Source organism: Lentzea sp. JNUCC 0626 (genome assembly GCF_043632865.1).
In the GTDB taxonomy this organism is placed as follows: Bacteria; Actinomycetota; Actinomycetes; order Mycobacteriales; family Pseudonocardiaceae; genus Lentzea.
Window position 1 is genome coordinate 3894642 of the sequence record NZ_CP171635.1, and the last position, 19742, is coordinate 3914383.

17 protein-coding genes are annotated in these 19742 nt (G+C 70.7%); 14 read left to right on the plus strand and 3 right to left on the minus strand.

The window, feature by feature from the left end; genetic code table 11:
* The first annotated feature begins 15 nt into the window (after positions 1–15).
* The 4 genes from JNUCC0626_RS16500 (at position 16) to JNUCC0626_RS16515 (ending at position 6823) form a co-directional block, all read left to right on the plus strand.
* A complete protein-coding gene (locus JNUCC0626_RS16500) occupies positions 16–921 on the plus strand; it encodes an AurF N-oxygenase family protein (RefSeq protein ID WP_394620643.1) in 906 nt (301 codons plus the stop codon).
* Between the two features lie 6 nt (positions 922–927).
* Positions 928–2079, plus strand: coding sequence for a 3-deoxy-7-phosphoheptulonate synthase class II (locus JNUCC0626_RS16505; protein ID WP_394620644.1), 1152 nt, complete (start codon positions 928–930; stop codon positions 2077–2079).
* A gap of 87 nt (positions 2080–2166) precedes the next feature.
* Positions 2167–5427 carry a carboxylic acid reductase gene (car, locus tag JNUCC0626_RS16510; RefSeq protein ID WP_394620645.1) on the plus strand — a complete coding sequence of 1087 codons (3261 nt, stop codon included), beginning with the start codon at positions 2167–2169 and terminating at the stop codon, positions 5425–5427.
* The gene (locus JNUCC0626_RS16515; RefSeq protein ID WP_394620646.1) at positions 5420–6823 is read left to right on the plus strand and encodes a GMC family oxidoreductase; all 1404 of its coding nucleotides are present in this window, start codon (positions 5420–5422) and stop codon (positions 6821–6823) included. The genes car and JNUCC0626_RS16515 overlap by 8 nt, the downstream gene beginning before the upstream one ends.
* A 9-nt stretch (positions 6824–6832) precedes the next feature.
* On the opposite strand, the gene JNUCC0626_RS16520 is transcribed toward JNUCC0626_RS16515, so the two are convergent.
* On the minus strand, positions 6833–7300 hold the full coding sequence (locus JNUCC0626_RS16520; RefSeq protein ID WP_394620647.1) for a hypothetical protein: 468 nt from the start codon (positions 7298–7300) through the stop codon (positions 6833–6835).
* Between the two features lie 126 nt (positions 7301–7426).
* On the opposite strand from JNUCC0626_RS16520, the gene JNUCC0626_RS16525 reads away from it, so the two are divergent.
* From JNUCC0626_RS16525 to JNUCC0626_RS16535, 3 genes are read left to right on the plus strand one after another with little or no spacing between them, the layout of a single operon-like run.
* The gene (locus JNUCC0626_RS16525; RefSeq protein ID WP_394620648.1) at positions 7427–8083 is read left to right on the plus strand and encodes a helix-turn-helix transcriptional regulator; all 657 of its coding nucleotides are present in this window, start codon (positions 7427–7429) and stop codon (positions 8081–8083) included.
* A complete protein-coding gene (locus JNUCC0626_RS16530; protein ID WP_394620649.1) occupies positions 8080–9000 on the plus strand; it encodes an ornithine cyclodeaminase family protein in 921 nt (306 codons plus the stop codon). The genes JNUCC0626_RS16525 and JNUCC0626_RS16530 overlap by 4 nt, the downstream gene beginning before the upstream one ends.
* The gene (locus tag JNUCC0626_RS16535; RefSeq protein ID WP_394620650.1) at positions 8997–10109 is read left to right on the plus strand and encodes an alanine racemase; all 1113 of its coding nucleotides are present in this window, start codon (positions 8997–8999) and stop codon (positions 10107–10109) included. The genes JNUCC0626_RS16530 and JNUCC0626_RS16535 overlap by 4 nt, the downstream gene beginning before the upstream one ends.
* A gap of 4 nt (positions 10110–10113) precedes the next feature.
* On the opposite strand, the gene JNUCC0626_RS16540 is transcribed toward JNUCC0626_RS16535, so the two are convergent.
* Positions 10114–10818, minus strand: a complete 705-nt coding sequence (locus JNUCC0626_RS16540; protein WP_394622044.1) for a GntR family transcriptional regulator — start codon at positions 10816–10818, stop codon at positions 10114–10116.
* 107 nt (positions 10819–10925) lie between these two features.
* On the opposite strand from JNUCC0626_RS16540, the gene JNUCC0626_RS16545 reads away from it, so the two are divergent.
* The 5 genes from JNUCC0626_RS16545 (at position 10926) to JNUCC0626_RS16565 (ending at position 16482) form a co-directional block, all read left to right on the plus strand.
* Complete coding sequence (locus JNUCC0626_RS16545; protein ID WP_394620651.1) at positions 10926–12182, plus strand: MFS transporter; 1257 nt, start codon at positions 10926–10928, stop codon at positions 12180–12182.
* 88 nt (positions 12183–12270) lie between these two features.
* Positions 12271–13650 carry an acyclic terpene utilization AtuA family protein gene (locus JNUCC0626_RS16550; RefSeq protein ID WP_394620652.1) on the plus strand — a complete coding sequence of 460 codons (1380 nt, stop codon included), beginning with the start codon at positions 12271–12273 and terminating at the stop codon, positions 13648–13650.
* Positions 13643–13963, plus strand: coding sequence for a DUF4387 domain-containing protein (locus JNUCC0626_RS16555; protein ID WP_394620653.1), 321 nt, complete (start codon positions 13643–13645; stop codon positions 13961–13963). Before JNUCC0626_RS16550 ends, JNUCC0626_RS16555 begins: the two co-directional genes overlap by 8 nt.
* A gap of 117 nt (positions 13964–14080) precedes the next feature.
* Entirely contained in the window at positions 14081–15166 is a 1086-nt protein-coding gene (locus JNUCC0626_RS16560; RefSeq protein ID WP_394620654.1) for a tetratricopeptide repeat protein, read from the plus strand.
* Positions 15167–15483: 317 nt separating this feature from the next.
* Positions 15484–16482 carry an ABC transporter substrate-binding protein gene (locus tag JNUCC0626_RS16565; protein WP_394620655.1) on the plus strand — a complete coding sequence of 333 codons (999 nt, stop codon included), beginning with the start codon at positions 15484–15486 and terminating at the stop codon, positions 16480–16482.
* Between the two features lie 69 nt (positions 16483–16551).
* Here the strand turns inward: JNUCC0626_RS16565 and JNUCC0626_RS16570 are convergent, their stop codons facing one another.
* A complete protein-coding gene (locus JNUCC0626_RS16570; protein WP_394620656.1) occupies positions 16552–17316 on the minus strand; it encodes an SDR family NAD(P)-dependent oxidoreductase in 765 nt (254 codons plus the stop codon).
* Between the two features lie 86 nt (positions 17317–17402).
* Between JNUCC0626_RS16570 and JNUCC0626_RS16575 the strand changes: the two genes are divergently transcribed.
* Together JNUCC0626_RS16575 and JNUCC0626_RS16580 are read left to right on the plus strand one after the other, a co-directional pair.
* Positions 17403–18263, plus strand: coding sequence for a helix-turn-helix transcriptional regulator (locus JNUCC0626_RS16575; RefSeq protein ID WP_394620657.1), 861 nt, complete (start codon positions 17403–17405; stop codon positions 18261–18263).
* Between the two features lie 92 nt (positions 18264–18355).
* A complete protein-coding gene (locus tag JNUCC0626_RS16580; protein WP_394620658.1) occupies positions 18356–19741 on the plus strand; it encodes an FAD-dependent oxidoreductase in 1386 nt (461 codons plus the stop codon).
* Position 19742 lies beyond the last annotated feature (1 nt).

Here is a 19742-nt window from a genome sequence, read left to right on the forward strand (position 1 = left end):
AGGAGGTTCCACCCGATGTCCGCTGACTTCGAGCGCGACCTGCTGGTCCAGTTGACCGAGCGCTGGGGCAAGCGGGTGGCCGTCAAGAAGGACGAGCTCGACCTGGACGGGCACTTCGACCCAAGCCTGCCGGACTTCCCCGAACACCTCGTGCCGGTGCTCGCGTTGCCCGGTGCGGAGAAGCTCGACCGCGACGCCCGCGAGCGGATCCTGTCCGCCGCGTGGATCGCCTACAACGCCAAGACTGCGGCCATCGAGGACGAGATCATCCTGCCCGCGTGCCGGTTGATGCTCCAGGAACGGATCCCGGTGCGCCGGGACGACGTCGCCGTGGACGCGCTGCACCAGACGATCATCGACGAGCACTACCACATTCTGATGTGCCACAACGCTGTCGGCGTGACGCGGCGGAGGCGGGACATGGCCGACGTGCGGTTCTCACCGGGAGTCTGGTCGGTGGTGCAGGGGCGGGAAGCGGCGCGGGCCGGGCTGTCCGGGTTCGATCGTGACGTCGTCGACATCGCGTTCTCGCTGGCGGCGGAGACGACGATCAGCGGGTTCCTCTCGACGTTGTCGACGGCGCAGGACATCCAGCCGATGAACCGGATCACCACCGACATGCACCGGCGGGACGAGAGCGGGCACGCGGTGGTGTTCCGCGAGTTGTGCGGGTCGCTCTACCGCAGTCTCGACGGCACGCAGAAGCAGATGTTCCGCGAGGCGCTCGTGGACGGGCTGACGGCGTTCCGGTCGGCCGACCTGGAGCCGTGGGTGACGGTGGCGGCGCAGGGCGGGTTCGAGATCGGCACCGACCAACTGCGCGAGTGGGCGGCGGCGCGGCCGGTGCCGAAGCGGGACACCGGGCCGTTGCAACTCCTGCTCGACGACCTGGGCATCAGCCACGACCTCGTCAAGACGTGAGGACCCATGAGCGACGGCACGGTCGAAACGATCCCGGACTGGCGGACGCTCGTCGCCCGGCAGCGGCCGCCGTGGCCGGACGAGGCACGACTCGGCGAGGTGGTGGCGGGTCTCGCGGCCCTGCCTCCACTCGTCACTCCTGAAGAGTGCGACGCGCTCACCTCCGACCTGGCACGGGTCGCCGCGGGCAGGGCTTTCCTGCTGCAGGGCGGTGACTGCGCCGAACGGCTCGACGACGTGTCCGTGCCCGCGATCGAACGCAAGCTCGGGCTGCTGCGGAAGATGGCCGCGATCCTCGGGCTCCCGGTCGTGACGGTGGGCCGGATCGCCGGTCAGTACGCCAAGCCGCGGTCGTGGCCGACCGAGACCGTCGACGAGCGCACGCTGCCGGTGTACCGGGGTGACGCGGTGAACGGCAGTGGGTTCAGCGAGGCCGAACGGCGGCCCGACCCGGAGCGGTTGCGGCGCGTGTACGACGCGTCCAAGTACACAGTGGACGTTCTGCGCGGCGGGATGTTCGTGAGCCACGAGGGTTTGCTGCTCGACTACGAGGAGGCGCTGACCCGGCGTGATCCGCGCACCGGCAGGCGGTACGCGGGCAGCGGGCACCTGCTGTGGATCGGTGATCGCACCCGGCAGCTCGACGGCGCGCACGTCGCCTACTTCGCGTCGATCGCGAACCCGATCGCGGTGAAGCTCGGGCCGACCGCGACGGCGGAGCACGCGCTGGCGTTGATCGACCGGCTCGACCCCGACCGCACGCCCGGCAGGCTGACGTTCGTGGTGCGCCTCGGTGCCCGCCGGGTGAGGGACCTGCTGCCGGAGCTGGTGGAGAAGGTCAACGCCTCGGGCGCGTCCGTGTGCTGGGTGAGCGATCCCATGCACGGCAACACGTTCCAGGCGCCGAGCCGGCACAAGACGCGGCGGTTCGAGGACGTGCTCGCCGAGATCGCCGGGTTCCTGGAGGTGCACCGGGCGCTCGGGACGCACGCGGGCGGCCTGCACGTGGAACTCACTGGCGAGGACGTCACCGAGTGCGTCGGCGGCGGTCTCGCGTTCGAGGACCTGCACCGCAACTACACCTCGCCCTGCGACCCTCGGCTCAACACCGGTCAGGCGCTCGAGCTGGCGTTCCTGGTCGCCGACATGCTGCGCTGAGCACGGCTCGATTTCGTCGCAACGACGTTTATCAAAAAGCCTAAACCGCGTCTCGATCGGCGTGACTGCCTCTGAGCTGCTGTTACCGTGCAGGATTACCGAAGGTGTTCTCACGCGGAGACAACATTGCGACTTGCGCAGGTAATGGCGGACGTCTTCGAACGCTTCGGCGACCGGCCCGCTCTGGGTGAGCGCGCGCGGGAGTTCGTGCCGGATCCGGCGACCGGGCGGGTGACGTCCCGGCTACTCCCCCGCTACGAGACGATCAGCTACACCGAGTTGTGGGGCCGGGTTCGCGCCGTGGCGGCCGAGTGGCCCGTCGTCGCCGGGGATCGGGTGGCGCTGCTCGGGTTCACCAGCGCCGACTACGCGACGCTCGGATTGGTGTGCGGGTATCTGGGCGCGGTCAGCGTGCCGCTGCAGACCGGGGCGTCGGTGGACGTGTTGGCCTCGATCGCCGCCGAGACCGAGCCGGTGCTGGTGTGTGCGAGCGTCGAACGGCTGGACGTGGCCCGGGAACTGGTGTGGCGCACGCCTTCGGTGCGGCGGCTGCTGGTGTTCGACTACCACCCGCGCGACTCCGATCATGCCGCGCGGTTCGCCGCCTGCGCCGACCTGGGTGTGGAAGTCGTTGCGCTGGAAGAGGTCGTGGAGCGCGGGGCCGCACTGCCCGAGGTCGCTCCGCACCTCGCGGCCGACGGCGAGGACCCGTTGGCGATGCTCCTGTACACGTCCGGCAGCACCGGCACGCCCAAGGGCGCGATCTACACCGAGCGGCTCGCCACGGTCGTGTGGGAGGACCGGGCGAAGCGGGACGGCCTGGTGAGCTTCAACTACGCGCCGCTGAGCCACATCGGCGGCCACTACACGCTGATGAACGGCCTGGCGCGCGGCGGGATGAACTGCTTCACGGCCGGGAGCGACCTGTCGACGTTCTTCGAGGACATCGCGCTGGTGCGGCCGACCGAGGTGTCGCTGGTGCCGCGCGTGTGCGAGATGCTGCACCAGCGGTACCAGAGCGAGCTGGAGCGCACCGACTCCGCCACGGCGTTGACGCGGCTGCGCACCGACCTGCTGGGCGGGCGGATCGTGTTCGCCACCTGTGGTTCCGCGCCGCTCTCGGCCGCGCTGACGTCGTTCGTCGAGTCGTTGCTCGACGTGCCGCTGTTCGACATGTACGGCTCGACCGAGGTCGCGGGCATGGCGGTCAACGGGATGTTGATGGACCCGCCGGTGCTCGACTACAAGATCGTCGACGTGCCGGAGCTGGGCTACTTCCGCACCGACACCCCGCATCCGCGCGGAGAGCTGCGGGTCAAGGCGGACTGGAGTCCCGGCTACTACCGGCAACCCGAGCTGACGGCGGAGCTCTTCGACGAGGACGGCTTCTACCGGACCGGCGACATCGTCGCGGAGCTCGGGCCGCGCCGCATCACCGTGGTGGACCGGCTCAAGAGCGTGCTGAAGCTGTCGCAGGGCGAGTTCGTGGCGCTGGCCCGGCTGGAGTCGGTGTTCGCCGCCAGTCCGCTCGTGCAGCAGATCTTCCTGTACGGCAACAGTGAGCGCTCCCACCTGGTCGCGGTCGTCGTGCCCACCGCGGAGGCGTTGGGGCGGGAGGGCCTGCCGGAGCTGCTGGCCGAGTCGTTCCGGGAGATCGCGCGGGCCGAAGGGCTCCAGTCGTACGAGGTCCCGCGCGGCCTGCTGGTCGAGCCCGAACCGTTCAGCCAGGCCAACGGTCTCCTGTCGGACCAGCGCAAGTTGTTGTCCCCCAAGCTGGTAGAACGCTACGGCCCGCGCCTGGAAGAGCTCTACGCCGAGATCGCGGACCGCGAGGCTCAGGAGCTGCTCGACGTTGCCCGCACCGGCCGCGACCGCCCGGTGGTGGAGACCGTCCAACGGGCCGTGCGCGCGTTGCTGGCGGTGGACGTGCTGCCCTCCGCGCGGTTCCGCGACCTGGGCGGCGACTCGCTGTCGGCGGTGTCGCTGTCGACCCTGCTGCACGACACGTTCGGCGTCCGCGTGCCGGTCGACGTGATCATCAGTCCGGCCAACGACTTGGCGGCGCTGGCGGGCTACGTCGAGGCCAAGGTGGGGTCGGGCGCGACGCGTCCCGCGTTCGCGTCGGTGCACGGCGCCGATGCCGTGTCGGTGAGCGCGGCGGATCTCACCCTGGACCGCTTCCTGGACACCGTCGAGGAGGTCCCTGCCGCTGCCGGTGAACCGCGCTGCGTGCTGCTGACCGGCGCGAGCGGTTACCTGGGCCGGTTCCTGACGTTGGAGTGGCTCCAGCGGCTGGCACCGCTGGGCGGCAAGGTGATCGCGGTCGTGCGGGGCCAGGACCCGGTCTCCGCCCGGCAACGCCTCGTGGACGCGTTCGGCACCGCCGACCCCGAGCTGACGCGGACGTTCGAGAAGCTGGCCGCCTCGCACCTGGAGGTGGTGGCGGGTGACATAGCCGAGCCGCGCCTGGGTCTTTCGTCGGCGATCTGGGACCGCCTGGTGTCCGAAGTGGACCTGATCGTGCACGCGGGCGCTCTGGTGAACCACGTGCTGCCGTACAGCCATCTCTTCGACGCCAACGTGCTGGGCACCGCCGAGTTGATCCGGCTGGCCCTGACCTCCCGGCTCAAGCCGGTCACGTACGTCTCCAGCGTGGCCGTCTCCCACGCGGCGGACGGCGCTCCGCTGGACGAGGACGCCGACGTGCGTTCGCTGCCCCCGCAGCCCGTGGACGCCGGGTACGCGAGCGGGTACACGACGAGCAAGTGGGCGGGCGAGGTCCTGCTGCGCGAGGCCCACGACCGGTACGGCCTGCCGGTGACGGTGTTCCGCTCGACCATGATCCTCGCGCACTCGTCGTACGCCGGTCAGCACAACGCGCAGGACATGTTCAGCCGTCTGCTGTTCAGCCTCCGGGCGTCCGGCGTGGCGCCGCGCTCGTTCTACCGCTCGCCCGGCGCCCACTACGACGGCCTTCCCGTCGACTTCACGGCGTCGTCGATCGTGCGGCTCGGCGACGGCGCGGGCTACCGGACATTCAACCTGGTCAACCCGCACGACGACGGCGTCTCGCTCGACACGTTCGTCGGCTGGCTGATCGAGGACGGCCACCCGATCGAGCTGATCGACGACTACGCGGACTGGCTGGTCCGCGTCGAGGCGGCCCTGCGCGGCCTGCCCGAGTCGCAGCGCCAGCACACGATCCTCCCACTGCTGCACGGTTTCCAGGAACCGGTTCCGTCCGGCTCCCCCGTCCCGTCCGCCCGCTTCCACGAGGCCGTCGGCGACATCCCGCACCTGACCCGATCCCTGCTCCGCCAGTACTCACGAGGTCCCGAACTTGACTGACTACGACTACATCGTCGTGGGTGGCGGCAGCGCGGGTTGCGTGGTCGCTGCCCGCCTCGCCGCGCACTCGTCCGTCCTGCTGCTGGAAGCGGGCAGCGCCACCCCGCCCACGGCCACGCCCGGCACCTGGCTGTCGCTGCTCGGTTCCTCGGCGGACTGGCAGGACACGACCCTGCCGGAACCCGAACTCGGCCGCTCTCTCGCGTGGCCCCGGGGCAAGGCCCTGGGCGGCTCGTCCGCGATCAACGGCATGATCTTCCTGCGCGGCCACCGCTCCAGCTACGACTGGGGCAAGGGCTGGGAGTTCGACGACCTGCTGCCGTTCTTCCGGCGCAGCGAACACGCCCCGACCCGCGACCCGTCCCTGCGCGGCGTCGGCGGCCCGCTCGTCGTAACCCCGGCCACGCACCAACATCCGATGGCGGCGGCGTTCCTGGACGCGGCTGTCGAAACGGGCCACACCCTCGCTTCGGACATCAGCGGCGGCCTGGAGGAGGGCGTCGGCTGGGTCGACCTGAGCATCGTCGACGGCGTCCGGCAAACCACCGCCGACGCCTATCTCACCGCCGGCCTCTCGCTGACCGTGGTGACGGACGCGCTGGTCCGGCAGGTGGTTCCCGGCCGACCGGCGAGCGTCGCGTACACCGTTGGCGGACAACAACTCCACGCCTCGGCGACCGAGGTGATCCTGTGCGCGGGCACCGTCGGCACCGCCGAGCTGATGCTGCGCAGCGGCCTGGGCCCGGCAGACCACCTGCGCTCTCACGACGTCGCCGTCGTCGCCGACCTCCCCGGCGTGGGCGAGAACCTGCACGACCACCCGCTCACGTACGCGATGTACTCCGGCGCCCAGCCGATCCCGCCCGGTTCCTACAACAACATCGAGGTCCTCGGGTTGTTCCGGAGCAACCCCGGCCTGACCGCCGGGGACCTCCAGATCGGTCTCTCCGCACCGGCCGGCGACAACCACTACGTCATGCCGCTGTCGCTGATGACTCCTCATAGCCGCGGCTCGCTCCGGCTGTCCGGTGACGGAATCTCGCTCGCCCCGCACTACCTGACCGACCCGCGCGACCTGACCGCGATGGTCGACGGCATGGACCTGCTGCGCGAGATCGCCGCGACGAACGCGTTGAAGCCTTGGCGTGGCGAGGAGGTGCTCGGGGGCGGCGAGGAGCACATCAGGGCGACCGTCGGCCCGTACTACCACTACGTCGGCACCTGCAAGCTCGGTGAGGACGAGATGTCGGTGGTGGACCGGGATCTGCGGGTGCACGGCGTCGAGGGTGTGCGGATCGCGGACGCCTCGGTGATCCCGCGGATTCCGTCGGCCAACACGTACGCGACGGTGATCGCGATCGCGGAACGGGCGGCGAGCCTCATCGGCGGGGAGTGATCGGGCGGGCTACCCGGAGATCTGCTGGAGGCAGTACAGAACGCCGTACTCCGTCATGTGATAAGTGTGCGTGACCGCCAGCCCCTCGCACGTCTTGGAGATGGCGAAGCCCATGCCGAGCACCCGCCAGACCTCCACGTCCCTGAGGTCGCAGGGAATCTCCTCGATGACCGCGTCGAGTCCTCCCTCGTGGCGCACGTTGACGCAGTCGCCGATCTCGATGCGGTCCTCCGGAGGAGTGGGCGGGAGCGGCGGCAGGGACGGAAGAGTCGCGGTCGGGACAGGAGCCATCGGCGTCGTGGTCGTTGTCATCGTCGTGGTCGTCGTGCTCACCATCGGGGCTGTCGTGCTGGTCGTCACCGGCAGGGACGAGCTCATCTCCGGCTTGGTCAGCTCGATCGCCGCCAGGACGCCGACGAGAACCACCGGCGTGAGCACCACCCCCGCACCCACCCACCACCCGCGACTCGGACTCACCGGCTGCATTCTGCGCGAGTCAGCCGGGACCGGTCCCTGCCGTGTCGACGAACACATCGCACGCGGCCGCGTCTCGTGTGACACTTTGTTCAGGAAGTGACAGTTCGTCCACACGGAGGGTTCGTCGTGTCCCACCCCAGCAACACCGCCGACGCGGTGTTCGCCGCCCTCGCCCCCGTGGTCGAGGCCATCGCGGCGACGTTCGGCCGCAGTTGCGAGGTCGTGCTGCACGACTACCGCGACCAGGAACGGTCGGTCGTCGCGGTCGCGGGTTCCGTCACGGGGCGGCAGGCCGGGGACGCGATGAGCGAGATCGGGTTGCGCGTCCTCGCCGCCGGGGACGACGCCCGCACCGAGGTCGGGTACGTGACGCGCGCGCAGGACGGGCGGGTGCTGCGGTGCACGACCGTGCCGTTGCGGGACGGCGACGGGACGTTGATCGGGGCGTTGTGCATCAACATCGACGTTTCCGCCATCAACCGGGCCACCGGGGTGCTCGCGGACCTGCTCGGGCTGGCGCCGCAGGAGAAGCCTGTCGCTTCCACCAACTTCTCCGGTGATCTGGACCAGGTCGTCGACTCGCTGATCGAACGGGCTGAGCGCGCGCACGCGGTGCCGGTGGCGTCGTTGGGGCGCGAGGAGCGGTTGAGGCTCGTCCGGGAGTTGAACGACGCCGGGGTGTTCGCGTTGCGCGGGGCTCCGGGGCGGGTGGCGCAACGGCTGGGCATCTCCCGCACCGGGCTGTACAACGACCTCGCCGAACTCAAGAAGGACGCGTCATGACCACCTTGCTGACGGAGGCCGAGACGGCCGCCCTCGTCGACGACGATCTCGCGCTCGGTGCCGCGCGGGAGGCCTTTCTGGCCGCTGCCGGTGGGTTCACGTTCCCGGTGGTGATCGGGCGTTCGTCCACACCGGACACCCGGTTCACGCTCAAGTCCGGGTCGGCGGGTGAGCTCGTGGGCGTGAAGATCGGCAGCTTCTGGCCCGGCAACGTCGAGTTGCCCCGGCACAGTTCGACGATCGTGCTGCTCGATCCCGCCACCGGACGGCTGAGCGCGGTGGTCGAGGCCGCGGCGGCGAACGCGTACCGGACGGCGGCGGCCAACGCGCTCGCCGTGCAGGCGTTGGCGCGGAAAGACTCGCGCACGCTGACTGTGATCGGGACGGGCCATCAGGCGCTGCACGAGGTTCGGGCGGTCAGCCGGGTTCGGCCGATCGAACGGGTTCTCGTCGTCGGTCGTCGTGCCGATGCCGCAACGGCTTTCGCCGCGCGGGTGACCGACGTGACCGGGTTGCCCGCCGAGACCGTCGACGTGCGGACCGGGGTGGCGGAGGCGGACGTGCTCGTGACGGCCACGACCGCGCGCGAGCCCTTGTTCGACGCCGCCTGGGTGGCGCCGGGCACGCACATCTCCGCGATGGGCGCGGACGGGCCGGGCAAGCAGGAACTGCCGGTGGAGATCTACGCGAGCGCGCTGTTGTTCTGCGACTTGCCGGACCAGTCCACCGCCATCGGCGAGTTCCAGCACGCGCGAGGAGTCACGCCGATCGCACTCGGCGCCGTGCTCGCGGGCGAGGCCGGAAGGACCTCACCGGGAGACGTGACGGTGTTCGACAGTTCCGGTTTCGCCCTGCAGGACCTCACTCTCGCCGCCGCGCTGTTGCGTCGCGCCGCTTCCGCAGGAGACTCCGAATGACCACTTTGGACACACCGGACACGCCGTTCGCCGTCGTCGACGCCGACCGGGTGGACCGCAACGCGGCGCGGTTGCGTGAACGACTGGACGGGCTCGGGGTGCCGTTGCGCTTGCACGTCAAGACGTGCAAGTCGGTCGACGTGGCCGCACGGGTGCGGGAGGGCGGGCCGATCACGGTGTCGACGCTCGCCGAGGCCGAGCACTTCGCCGACGCGGGCTACCGGGACGTCCTGTACGCGGTCGGACTCGACCCGCACAAGCTTCCGCGCGTCGCCGCCCTGACGCGCCGGGGCGTCACGCTCACGGTCCTGCTCGACAGCCTCGCCCAGGCCGAGGCGCTGCAGGGGTTCGCGGCCGAGGAGAACCTCCGCGTGCCCGCCCTGATCGAGATCGACTGCGACGGGCACCGGGGTGGTGTGCAGGTCGACGATCCCGTGCTCGTTCAGATCGGCCGGGCGCTCGGCGCCAATCTGGCGGGGGTGCTCACCCACGCCGGTGAGTCGTACTTCGCGTACACCCCGGAGGCGTTGCGACAGGCAGCGCAGCACGAGCGGGACGTCGCCGTTGCCGCTGCGGAAGCGTTGCGCACCAACGGACTCTCCTGCGGAATCGTCAGCGTCGGCTCGACGCCCACCGCGCACGCGGCGACCGATCTGAGCGGTGTCACCGAGGTCCGCGCCGGGAACTACGTCTTCTTCGACCTCGTCATGGCGGGAATCGGGGTGTGCGGCACGGACGACCTCGCGCTCTCCGTCGTCGTCACGGTGATCGGGCATCGGCCGGACCAGAACTGGGTGCTGACCGACGGCGGGTGGATGGCCACCTCGCGGGACCGGGGCACACAGGCGCAGGCCGTCGACCAGGGGTACGGGCTGGTGGCGGACGTGCACGGTGAACTCATCGCCGGCCTGCTCATGACCGGCGCGAGTCAGGAGCACGGCGTGCTGAGCACGAGGGACGGCAGCCCGGTGCCGGACCTGCCGATCGGGACCCGGTTGCGGATCCTGCCGAACCACGCCTGCGCCACGGCCGCGCAGCACGACCGGTACCAGGTCGTGCGAGGTTCGGACGAGATCGAGGCGGTCTGGCCCCGGCTGCGCGGGTGGTGAGCGCTCAGCCCGGTTCGCGGCGCAGGTCTTCCAGGCCGCCACGCACGTCGTCCATCGCGATCTGCTCAGCGGCAGCCGAATCCCCCGCCCGCAGAGCACGCACGAGCGCGCGGTGCCCGGTGTAGCGGTCGAGGCCGAACTCGTGGTTCTCGTGCACCCGTTCCAGCAGCAGGCTCCTGCGTTCGGCGCGGGTGAACACCCTGGTCTGCTCCAGCAGCCGGACCAGCACGGCGTTGCCCGCGCACGCCGCCACCGCGTCGTTGAAGCGCTGCATGGTGTCCAGCAGGGCGTTGAGGTGCTTGTCGACCGGGCGGCCCTCGGCGTCGCGCTGCTTGATGACGATCAGCAGGTCGTCCGCGTCGTCGAGCACGGCGTCCAACGCGTCGAGCTGGGCGGTGCTCGCGCGGCGGGCAGCGAAGCGGGCGATGAGTCCGCGCAACGCGATCTCCACCTCGGCGAGATCCTCCACGGCCGCGGCGCCGATGTCCGCGACGACGACGGTGCGCGGGCCGGTCCTGGTGATCAGGCCGTCCTGTTCGAGGCGGCGGATCGCCTCGCGGACCGGGGTGGGGCTCATCTCCAGGCGTTCGGCCAGGCCGCGTTCGGTGATCTTCTCGCCGGGAGCCAGCTCACCTGCGCCGATGGCCTCCTGGACCGCGCGGTAGGCGCGGCCGGCCAGCGTGTCGGACTGCGCGTCCTTGTCGACCATCACGAGCGCCGATACTACGACAAACCTCGAAGCTATTGCTTGCGCATTTTGCTATAGCATCCTAACTTGGGCACGCCGCGACGTTCCCGAGCCAACGGAGGCTTCCGATGTCGTCACTCGCCGCGCCGGCCGAAAGGCGGCTCACCAGGCGCATCACGTTCTTCGTCGCGCTCGCCGTGTTCGCGCAGGAGGCGACCTGGGACTTCTACGACGCCCAGGTACCGCCGCTACTGCGCGAACACATCGCCAGCACCGCGCTCGTCGGCCTGCTCATGGGCATGGACAACCTGCTCGGCATCTTCGTGCAGCCCTGGATCGCGCACCGCTCGGACAACACCCGCACGCGCTGGGGCCGCCGGATCCCCTACCTCGCGGTGGGCATGCCGCTCGCGGCCGTGCTGTTCACGCTCATCCCGCTGGCCACGGCGTTGCCGGCGCTGATCGCGCTGATCTTCGTGTACTCGTTGGTGGGCAACAGCTTCAAGCCGATCGCCCAGGCGTTGCTGCCGGACTTCATCGAGCCCGAACGCCGGGGCAGGGCCAACGCGGTCGTGAAGATCGCCTCCGGACTGACGGTCGTGGTGTCCGCGTTGATCAGCGCGGTGCTGGTGGACGACCACCCGAAGCTCGCGTTCACCGTGCCCGCGCTGCTCATGCTGGTGTGCACGGCGGTGCTCGTGTCGCGCGTGCGGGACAACACGTCGAGGGCGTACCAACTCGCGCTCACCGAGGACACCACGAGCGAGGCCCCGCAACGACTCCGCGACCTCGCCAAGGACATCCTGCGCGACCACGACCGCAGCCGGTTGCTCGTCGTCACGGCGGTGCTGCTGTTCGCCTCCGCGTGGTTCTCGTCGCGGTCGCTGTTCACCCCGTACGGCATGGAAACCCTGGGCCTGTCCCGGGGTGCGGCGGGCTCGCTCACGTTCCCGAGCGGCATCGCGTTCCTCGTCGCCGCCTACCCCGCCGCGCTGCTCGCCGAACGGATCGGGCGCATCCGGACGATGACGATCGGCATGACCGTGTTCGGCACCTCGCTCGCCCTCGGCACCCTCGTGCCGACGCCTACCGTCACCGTCGTTTCGTTCTGCGTCGCGGCGGCCGGAGCGTCCGGGTTCCTGATCAACGCCGCCGTCGTGCTGTGGAACCTGGCGCCGTCCGCCCGCGTGATCGGCGTCTACACCGGCCTCTACACGGTGAGCTGGGCCGCGGGCGGGTTCGTCGGGCCAGGCGTCGTCGGCGCCATGGTCGACATCACCGGCTGGCGCTACATGCTCCTCGACATCGCCGTCGTCACCGCGCTCGCCACCGCCGTGATCCTGCGGGTCGCCGTGCTGAACCGCCGCAACGCCGTCTCGCTGTAGGCCCTGTCCTGCAGGTCTGTCGGCCGCCACTGCCGCCCGACAGACCTGCAGGACAGGGCCTAGAACCGTTCCACCGGAAGGGAAAACCATGAGCGCTCCTGATGGAGCCGTGCGCGTCCTGACGCCCACCGGCATGCTCGGCGCCGGCTTCACCGAGTCCTCAGTGGACAGAGGGCTGGAGCTCGGCGCCGACGTCATCGCCGTCGACGGCGGCTCGACCGACTCGGGCCCGCACTACCTCGGTTCGGGCACCGCCAAGACCACCGCCGCGGCCGTCGCCCGCGACCTGCGGATCCTGCTGCGCGCCGCCGCCCGCGCACGCATCCCGTTGATCGTCGGGTCCTGCGGCACCAGCGGCACCGACTCCGGCGTCGCCTGGGTGGCCGGGATCGTCGAGGACATCTTGTGCGAGGAGAAGCTCGACCTGTCCGTCGCGACGATCTTCAGCGAGCAGACCGCGGACTTCGTCAAAACCCGCCTGCGCGACCGCGCGGTGCACCCGCTCGCCCCCAGCAGTGGGCTGGACGAATCCACCGTGGACGATTGCACGCACATCGTCGGCATGATGGGCCACGAACCCATCGTGGAGGCCCTGCGCGCAGGCGCCGACGTGGTGCTCGCGGGCCGGGCGACCGACACCGCGCTCGCCGCCGCCGTGCCGTTGTTGCGGGGCCTGCCCGCCGGACCTGCCTGGCACGCCGCGAAAATCGTCGAGTGCGGCGGCCAGTGCACGACGAACCCACGCGCCGGCGGTGTTCTCGCCACGATCGACCACACCGGGTTCACCATCGAACCGCTCGACCCCGAGGCCGCGTGCACGCCGATCTCCGTTGCGGCGCACATGCTCTACGAGACGGTGAACCCGTTCCGCATGCGCGAACCCGCGGGCGAACTCGACGTCACCGACGCGGTGTACACGGCCCTCGACGCCCGGCGCGTGCGCGTCGAAGGCTCCCGCTTCCACCCCGCCCGGCACACGATCAAGCTGGAGGGCGCCCGGATCACCGGCTACGAGACGATGTCGTTCACGGCCATCCGCGACGAGCACATCCTCGCGAACATCGAGGAGTGGACCGACCTGTTCGTCAAGGTCTTCACCGGCCGCGTCGCCCAGACCCTCGGCCTCGACACCGCCGACTACGCCTTCGACCTGCGTCGCTACGGCTACGACGCGATCCTCGGTTCGCTCGACCCGGCCACCCGCCCACCGCGCGAGGTGGGCGTGATGCTGCTGGTCCGCGCGGCGACCCAGGAACTGGCGACGGCCGTCGCGAAGGTCGCGAACCCGTTGATGCTGCACCTGCCGACCCCGGACATGGACTACCTGCCGAGCCTCGCGTTCGCCACCTCCCCCGCCGAGACCGAACGCGGCGCGGTCTACGAGTTCGCGCTGCACCACGTCGTCGACACCCGCACCCCCACCGAGATGTTCCGCACCGAGCACCGGAAGGCCGTCACCCATGACTGAGCAGCGCACGTTGGGCGACCTCGCCCTGGAGGTCAGGTCCAAGAACGCCGGACCGTTCTGGGTGACGATGGAACTGTTCCTGCGCGACGAGGCGGGCTACGCGCTGGCGGCGGAGATCGTCGACGAGGACCTCGTCGCGTCCCTGCACGAGGTGCGGGCGCAGGACGTGCAGATCTTCCGCATCCCGGCGCTGAACGTCGTCAAGATCTCGTTCCCGCGCCCGGCGCCGCAGGGCGGGCTGCACGACCGCGACGTGCACGCCGGACAGCACCACGTCCCGCTGGCGTCGGTACCAGCCCACCCGCGCGGCTAGCCGGGACGGAACCGCGCGGCAGCCACCGCGCGGTTCCGCCGGACCGTCAGTTGATGCCCAGCAGACCGCGGATTCGTCGCCTCGGTCCGGCACGCCGCCGACCGCGGGCCGCGCGCGATGGCGTGGCGCCTGACCGACGCGTTGCGCGGCTACTTCTGGCTCCAGACCAACGGCACCGACTGGGCGACGGCCGCCGAAGCTGGCCTGCGCGCTGCCGTGGCCCTGGACGACCCGGTGGCCCGCGTCCACATGCACCACAGCCTCGGCACCCTGCACGCGAGCTTCAGCGAACACGACCGGGCGTTGACCGAGTACCACCGCTCCCTGGCCCTGGCCCACGACCACGCGCTGCTGCCCGCCGTCGCCGCGTCCTGGAACAACATCGGCATCGTCCGCCAGGACCAGGGTTCGCCCGACCTCGCCGTGCAGGCCCACGAGAACGCCCTGACCGCCGCGCGTTCCGACGCCGCGGCCGAGGCCACGATCCGGGTCAACCTCGGCTCCGCGCACTGGGAGATGGGATCCCTGACGTGCGCCCGCGCGCTCTTCGAGTCGGCTCTGCTCGCGTTGCGCGACGTCGAGGCGCACCAGGCCCGCGTGGAGGTGCAGGACAGCCTCGCCCGCATCTGCCTGGACCTCGGCGAACTCGACCGCGCGGCCACGTACGCCGCCGCCCTCGAACTGGCCCGCCGCTCGGGCCACCCCTGCACCCTCGCCGAGGCCCACAACACCCTCGGCGCCACCTGCACGCAACGCGGCGACCTCACCTCCGCGGTCATGCACCACGAACACGCGCTGCAGCTGGCCGTCGACGTGGGACACCGCCGAGCCGAGGTCGCCTCCCTGCTCGGCCTGGCCGCCGCCACCTCCGACGCCGAGGCCGCCCTGTCCTACTGCGAACGCGCCTACTTCGTGGTGGTGGACGCCGGCCTGAGATCGCGGTTCGGACGGGTGCAGACGGCGCTCGCCCAGGTGCGGCTGCGGCTCAGGAACCACCTCGCGGCCGTCGAGGACGCGACAGCCGCGGTGGAGGCTCATCGCCTGACCGGGCACCGGCTGGGTGAGGCGCGGGCGTTGTGCGTGCTCGGGGATGCGGTGGAGGTGCTGTCCGGGGTGGAGGCGGCTCGGGCGCACCGGGAGCCGGCGTCGGAGATCTTCGCCGAACTCGGGGCGGCCGAACCACAACCGCTGAGCGTCACCTGACCTGTTTTCCACCTACCGGGGAATTCCAACACCATCGATCTAGGCACGAATTCCATTTCGTCAGTGCGCAAAACAACCGCGATTACCACCGGAAAGAGCAGCAGGACAAGAGCTTTTCCACTGACCGGAAATAGCGCCTCGTTGTCATTGTGCACCTGATCCGCTTGACTGACGTGCAAAGATGCTCACGCAACTCCGGATCAATCGCCGAATCCCGAGTCGACCACGACACCGAACGACGGAATTCATTGCGTCGTCCGGTGTGATCCGCGCGCCTCTCGGATCGGGCATCTTTCCACGCCACTTGGAGAAAGCACATGATTCGCAGGCATCGAATCGCGCGGCTCCTGGCGACCGCGTGCGTGGCCGCGGCGGTCGCCGGCTGCGGCCTGACCGGGGACGACCAGCCCACCGTCGCCGCACCGCCGCCGGTCGAGAAAGCCAGGGTCAAGATCGGGGTGCTGCCGGTCGTCGACGTCGCGCCACTGCACATCGCGATCAAGAACGGGTATTTCGAGAACGAGGGTCTGGAAGTCGAGACGGTGACCGTCCAGGGTGGCGCCGCCGCCATTCCCAGCCTGATCCAGGGCGGCCTCGACATCACGTTCGGCAACTGGGTCTCGTTCCTCGCCACGGAGTCCAAAGGAGACGCGAAGGGCGTCGGCGGGATCAAGCTGATCAACGACGGCTACCAGGCGAAGCCCGGCATGTTCCTGATCCTCGTCAAGGGGAACGGCACCATCAAGACAATGCAGGACCTGATCGGCAAGAGGATCGCGATCAACACCCTGAACAACATTTCCGAGCTGACCACGAAAGCGGTGCTGGAGGCGCACGACATCGACCCGAAGCGGGTCACGCTCCTCGCGATGCCGATGCCCGACATGGAGGCGGCGATCGAGCGCAACTCCGTCGACGCCGGGTTCATGAGCGAGCCGTTCATCTCGAAGGCGCAGCGCAACTCCGGCCAGCTCGCGATCCTCGACGCGGCGTCGGGCCCCACCGACGCCATCCCCATCGCGGGCTACGGCACGACCGGTGACTTCGCCCGGCAGCACCCGAACACGATCGCGGCGTTCCAGCGCGCGATGGCCAAGGGGCAGCGCGACGCCTCGGACCGCGCCACCGTCCAGGCCCTGCTGCCGGACTACGCGGGCGTGGACCGCGACACGGCGCGACTGGTGCACCTCGGCGAGTTCCCGACCTCGCTCGACCCCAAGCGCCTCCAGCGGGTGGCCACCCTGATGAAGACGTACGGCCTCCTGCAGGCCGACCTCGACGTCGCGCCGATGCTGGTGCGCAGCGGGGACAGGTGACGCCTGTCCCCGTCGGACCGGGCGGGCTCGGCGATCGCGGCGCCGATCACCAACGCGGTGCGCTGACGGTCAGGCGCCCGCGCCGCCGTCGACCGGCACGATCGCACCGTTCACCATCGACGCCCGGTCGCTCAGCAGCCAGGCCGCCACCTCGGCGACCTCGCGCGGCTGCGCCATCCGTCCGGCCGGGCTCGTCGACGTGATCATCGCGACGACGCCGGGGGTCGCGGCCTCCCACTGGTCGATCATCGCCGTCGCGGTGCCGCCGGGCGTGATGCCGTTGACCCTGATCCCCTGCCCGCCCCACGTGACGGCGGCGGACTCGGTGAGGCTGTTCAACGCGCGCTTCATCGCGCCGTACGCCGGGAGCACCGGGTTCGCGCGGCGGCTGCCGATGCTCGACGTGTTCACGATCGCGCCGCCACCGGAGCGGCGCATGAGAGCGGCCTCGGCGGTCATGGCGGTCCAGTGGCCGCGGAAGTTCACCGCGAACTGCTCGTCGATCTCGTCGTCGGCCGTGGTGTCGAGCGGGCCGGGCTGCTGGACGACGGCACCGTTGTTGAACGCGCCGTCGAGACGTCCGTGCAGGGCCTCGACCTGGTCCACGGCCGCCCGCACGCTCGCCCGGTCGCCGAGGTCCATCGTGATCGCGTCCGCCGTGCCCCCGGCGGCCCGGATCTCGGTGACGACCTGGGCCAGCGCGTCGGTGCCGCGGGCGGCGAGCACAACGGCCGCGCCCTCGTCGGCGAAGAGGCGGGCCGCCGCCTCGCCGATGCCCCTGCTGGCGCCGGTGACCAGCACGACCTTGCCGTTCAGAAGTCCAGAAGTGTTCATGACGACCAGCGTCGGCGGGATCGGGCACCGGAGGCAGGCACAGGCTGTACCAGGCTCGGCACCCCTCGGCCGCGCATACTCGGGGTATGGACAAGCAGCAGCTCGGAGCGTTCCTGCGCAGCCGCCGCGAACGGCTCCTCCCGCAGGACGTCGGGCTGACGGCGGGTCCGCGCCGCCGCACGTCCGGGCTGCGCCGCGAGGAGGTGGCCGTCCTCGCGCACATCTCCACCGAGTACTACGTCCGCCTCGAACAAGGGAGGGCGCCGCGGCCGTCGGCGGAGGTGCTGGCCGGGATCGCGGGCGCGCTCAAGCTCACCGACGCCGAGTCCGACCACCTGCACGTGCTCGCGGGCACGGCACCGAGCCGCACCCGGCGGCACAGCCGGGACGTCCGGCCGAGCGTTCTCGCGTTGCTGCACCGACTTCCGCAGACCGCGGGCTTCGTCACGTCCGCGATCTTCGAGGTGCTGGCGTGCAACGACCTCGCGGCCGCGTTGATGGAGGACTTCCGCGAACTGCCGCCACCGCAACGCAATCTGGCACGCCGGGCGTTCCTCGGGCCGCCGTCGCTGTACGGGGTGTCGGACGTGACGGAGTTCCGCCACCACGTCGTGATGGAACTGCGGGCCACCCTCGCGCGGTACCCGTCCGATCCCGAGGTGGCAGGCCTCGTCGAGGAACTGCGCGCCGGCAGCCCCGACTTCGCCCGGCTGTGGGAACGGCACGACGTGCAGGGCGGGACCATGCTCACCAAGACGTTCCGGCACCCGCTCGTCGGGGAGATCACCGTCGACTGCGACTCGCTCGCGCTGACCGAGAGCGACCAGCACCTGGTCCTCTACAGCGCACCGCCCGGATCGCGCGACGCCGAGGCGCTCGCGTTGCTGAGCGTGGTGGGAACACAGGGTTTCGACACCGCGGAGAGGCGTCCGGGCACATTTCGGTGATCGAGGGTTCCAGGGTGCTCTCGGGTGCCCGACGGCGGTCCGGGGCCGTGCCAAGATCGTTCTGATCCCCGCACCGTCCTGAGAGGACGTTCATGGCCTCGTCGCCCGCCGCTGTTTTCGCACGCATCAGCGACAAGCGCACCCCCACCGCCGGTCCGGTCCTGATGAAGACGGCCGTCGTGCTCGGCGGGAGCGTGGCGGGACTGCTCGCGGCGCGCGTGCTGGCCGACCACGCCGACGAGGTGATCGTCGTCGAGCGCGACGACCCCGGCACGAGCACGCGGCCCAGGCCCGGGGTGCCGCACGGCGCGCAGGCGCACGTGCTGCTGCCCGCGGGACTCGCGCAGCTCGAGCGGTTCTTCCCCGGCTTCGCCGACGAGGGCGTGGCGGCGGGCGGACGGCTCGCCCCGGCGTCGCACCGCCACACGTTCTCCGACGGCGTGCTCAAGGTGCCAGGCCGCGCCGACGCGGTGATGCTGTGCGGCAGCAGGCCGTTCCTGGAGGCGTTGATCAGGAAGCGGACGCTCGCGCTGCCGAACGTCCGCGCGCTCACGGCACGGGTCACCGGCCTGGAGTTCGCCCCCGACGCGGTCAGCGGTGTGCGGTACGAGAGCGACGGCGCGAAGTCGGTGCTGAAGGCCGACTTCGTGGTCGACGCGACGGGCAGGGCGAGCCGCCTCGGCGACTGGCTCGAGAAGGCAGGGTGGGACAAGCCCGCGCTGACCCGCGTCGAGATCGACCTCAACTACGCCACCGCCATCGCCCGCCGCACGCCCAACCAGCCGGGCATCGAGGTCGGCCTGGCCACGTACTCCCCCGGCTCGGTCACCGAGGGCGTCGCGGCCGGGGCGTTCTGCTCGATCGAGGACGAGCGCTGGATGGTCCTGCTGTCCGGCTACGTCGCCGACAAACCCGGCCGCACGCCCGAAGACCTGGTGCGGCTCTGCAAGGCCTCGATGCCCGAGGACTTCGGCGCCATCGTCACCGCCGGGATCGACAGCCTCGCCACCTACCACCTGGCGGACGCGCGGCGCCGCAACTTCCACGACCTGGCCCGCGTCCCGGCCCGGCTCGTGGCGCTCGGCGACTCGGTGGCGTCGATGAACCCGATCTACGCGCAGGGCATGACGAGCGCGGCGCTCCAGGCGTCCGCGCTGTCGGAGTTCCTGCGCGCCAAGCCTTCCCTGGACGTGCCCGCCCGCGAGTTCTTCGCGTTGCAGAAGGTCGTCGTGGACGCGCCGTGGGACGTCGCCACCGGTGCCGACCTCAGCCTGCCGCACGTGCGGGGGCCGCGCCCGTCCGGATACGCGGTGAAGAACTGGGCCAGCAAGCAGGTCGTGGCGGCGTCGGTGCGGGACTCCGAGATCAACCGGCGGTTCGAGAGCGTGATCTTCCTGCTGGAGCACCCGTCGATCCTCGCGACGCCGGGCACGCTGCTGCGCTCGTTGCGCGTGAACAGGCGGGCCCGGCGCGGCTGAC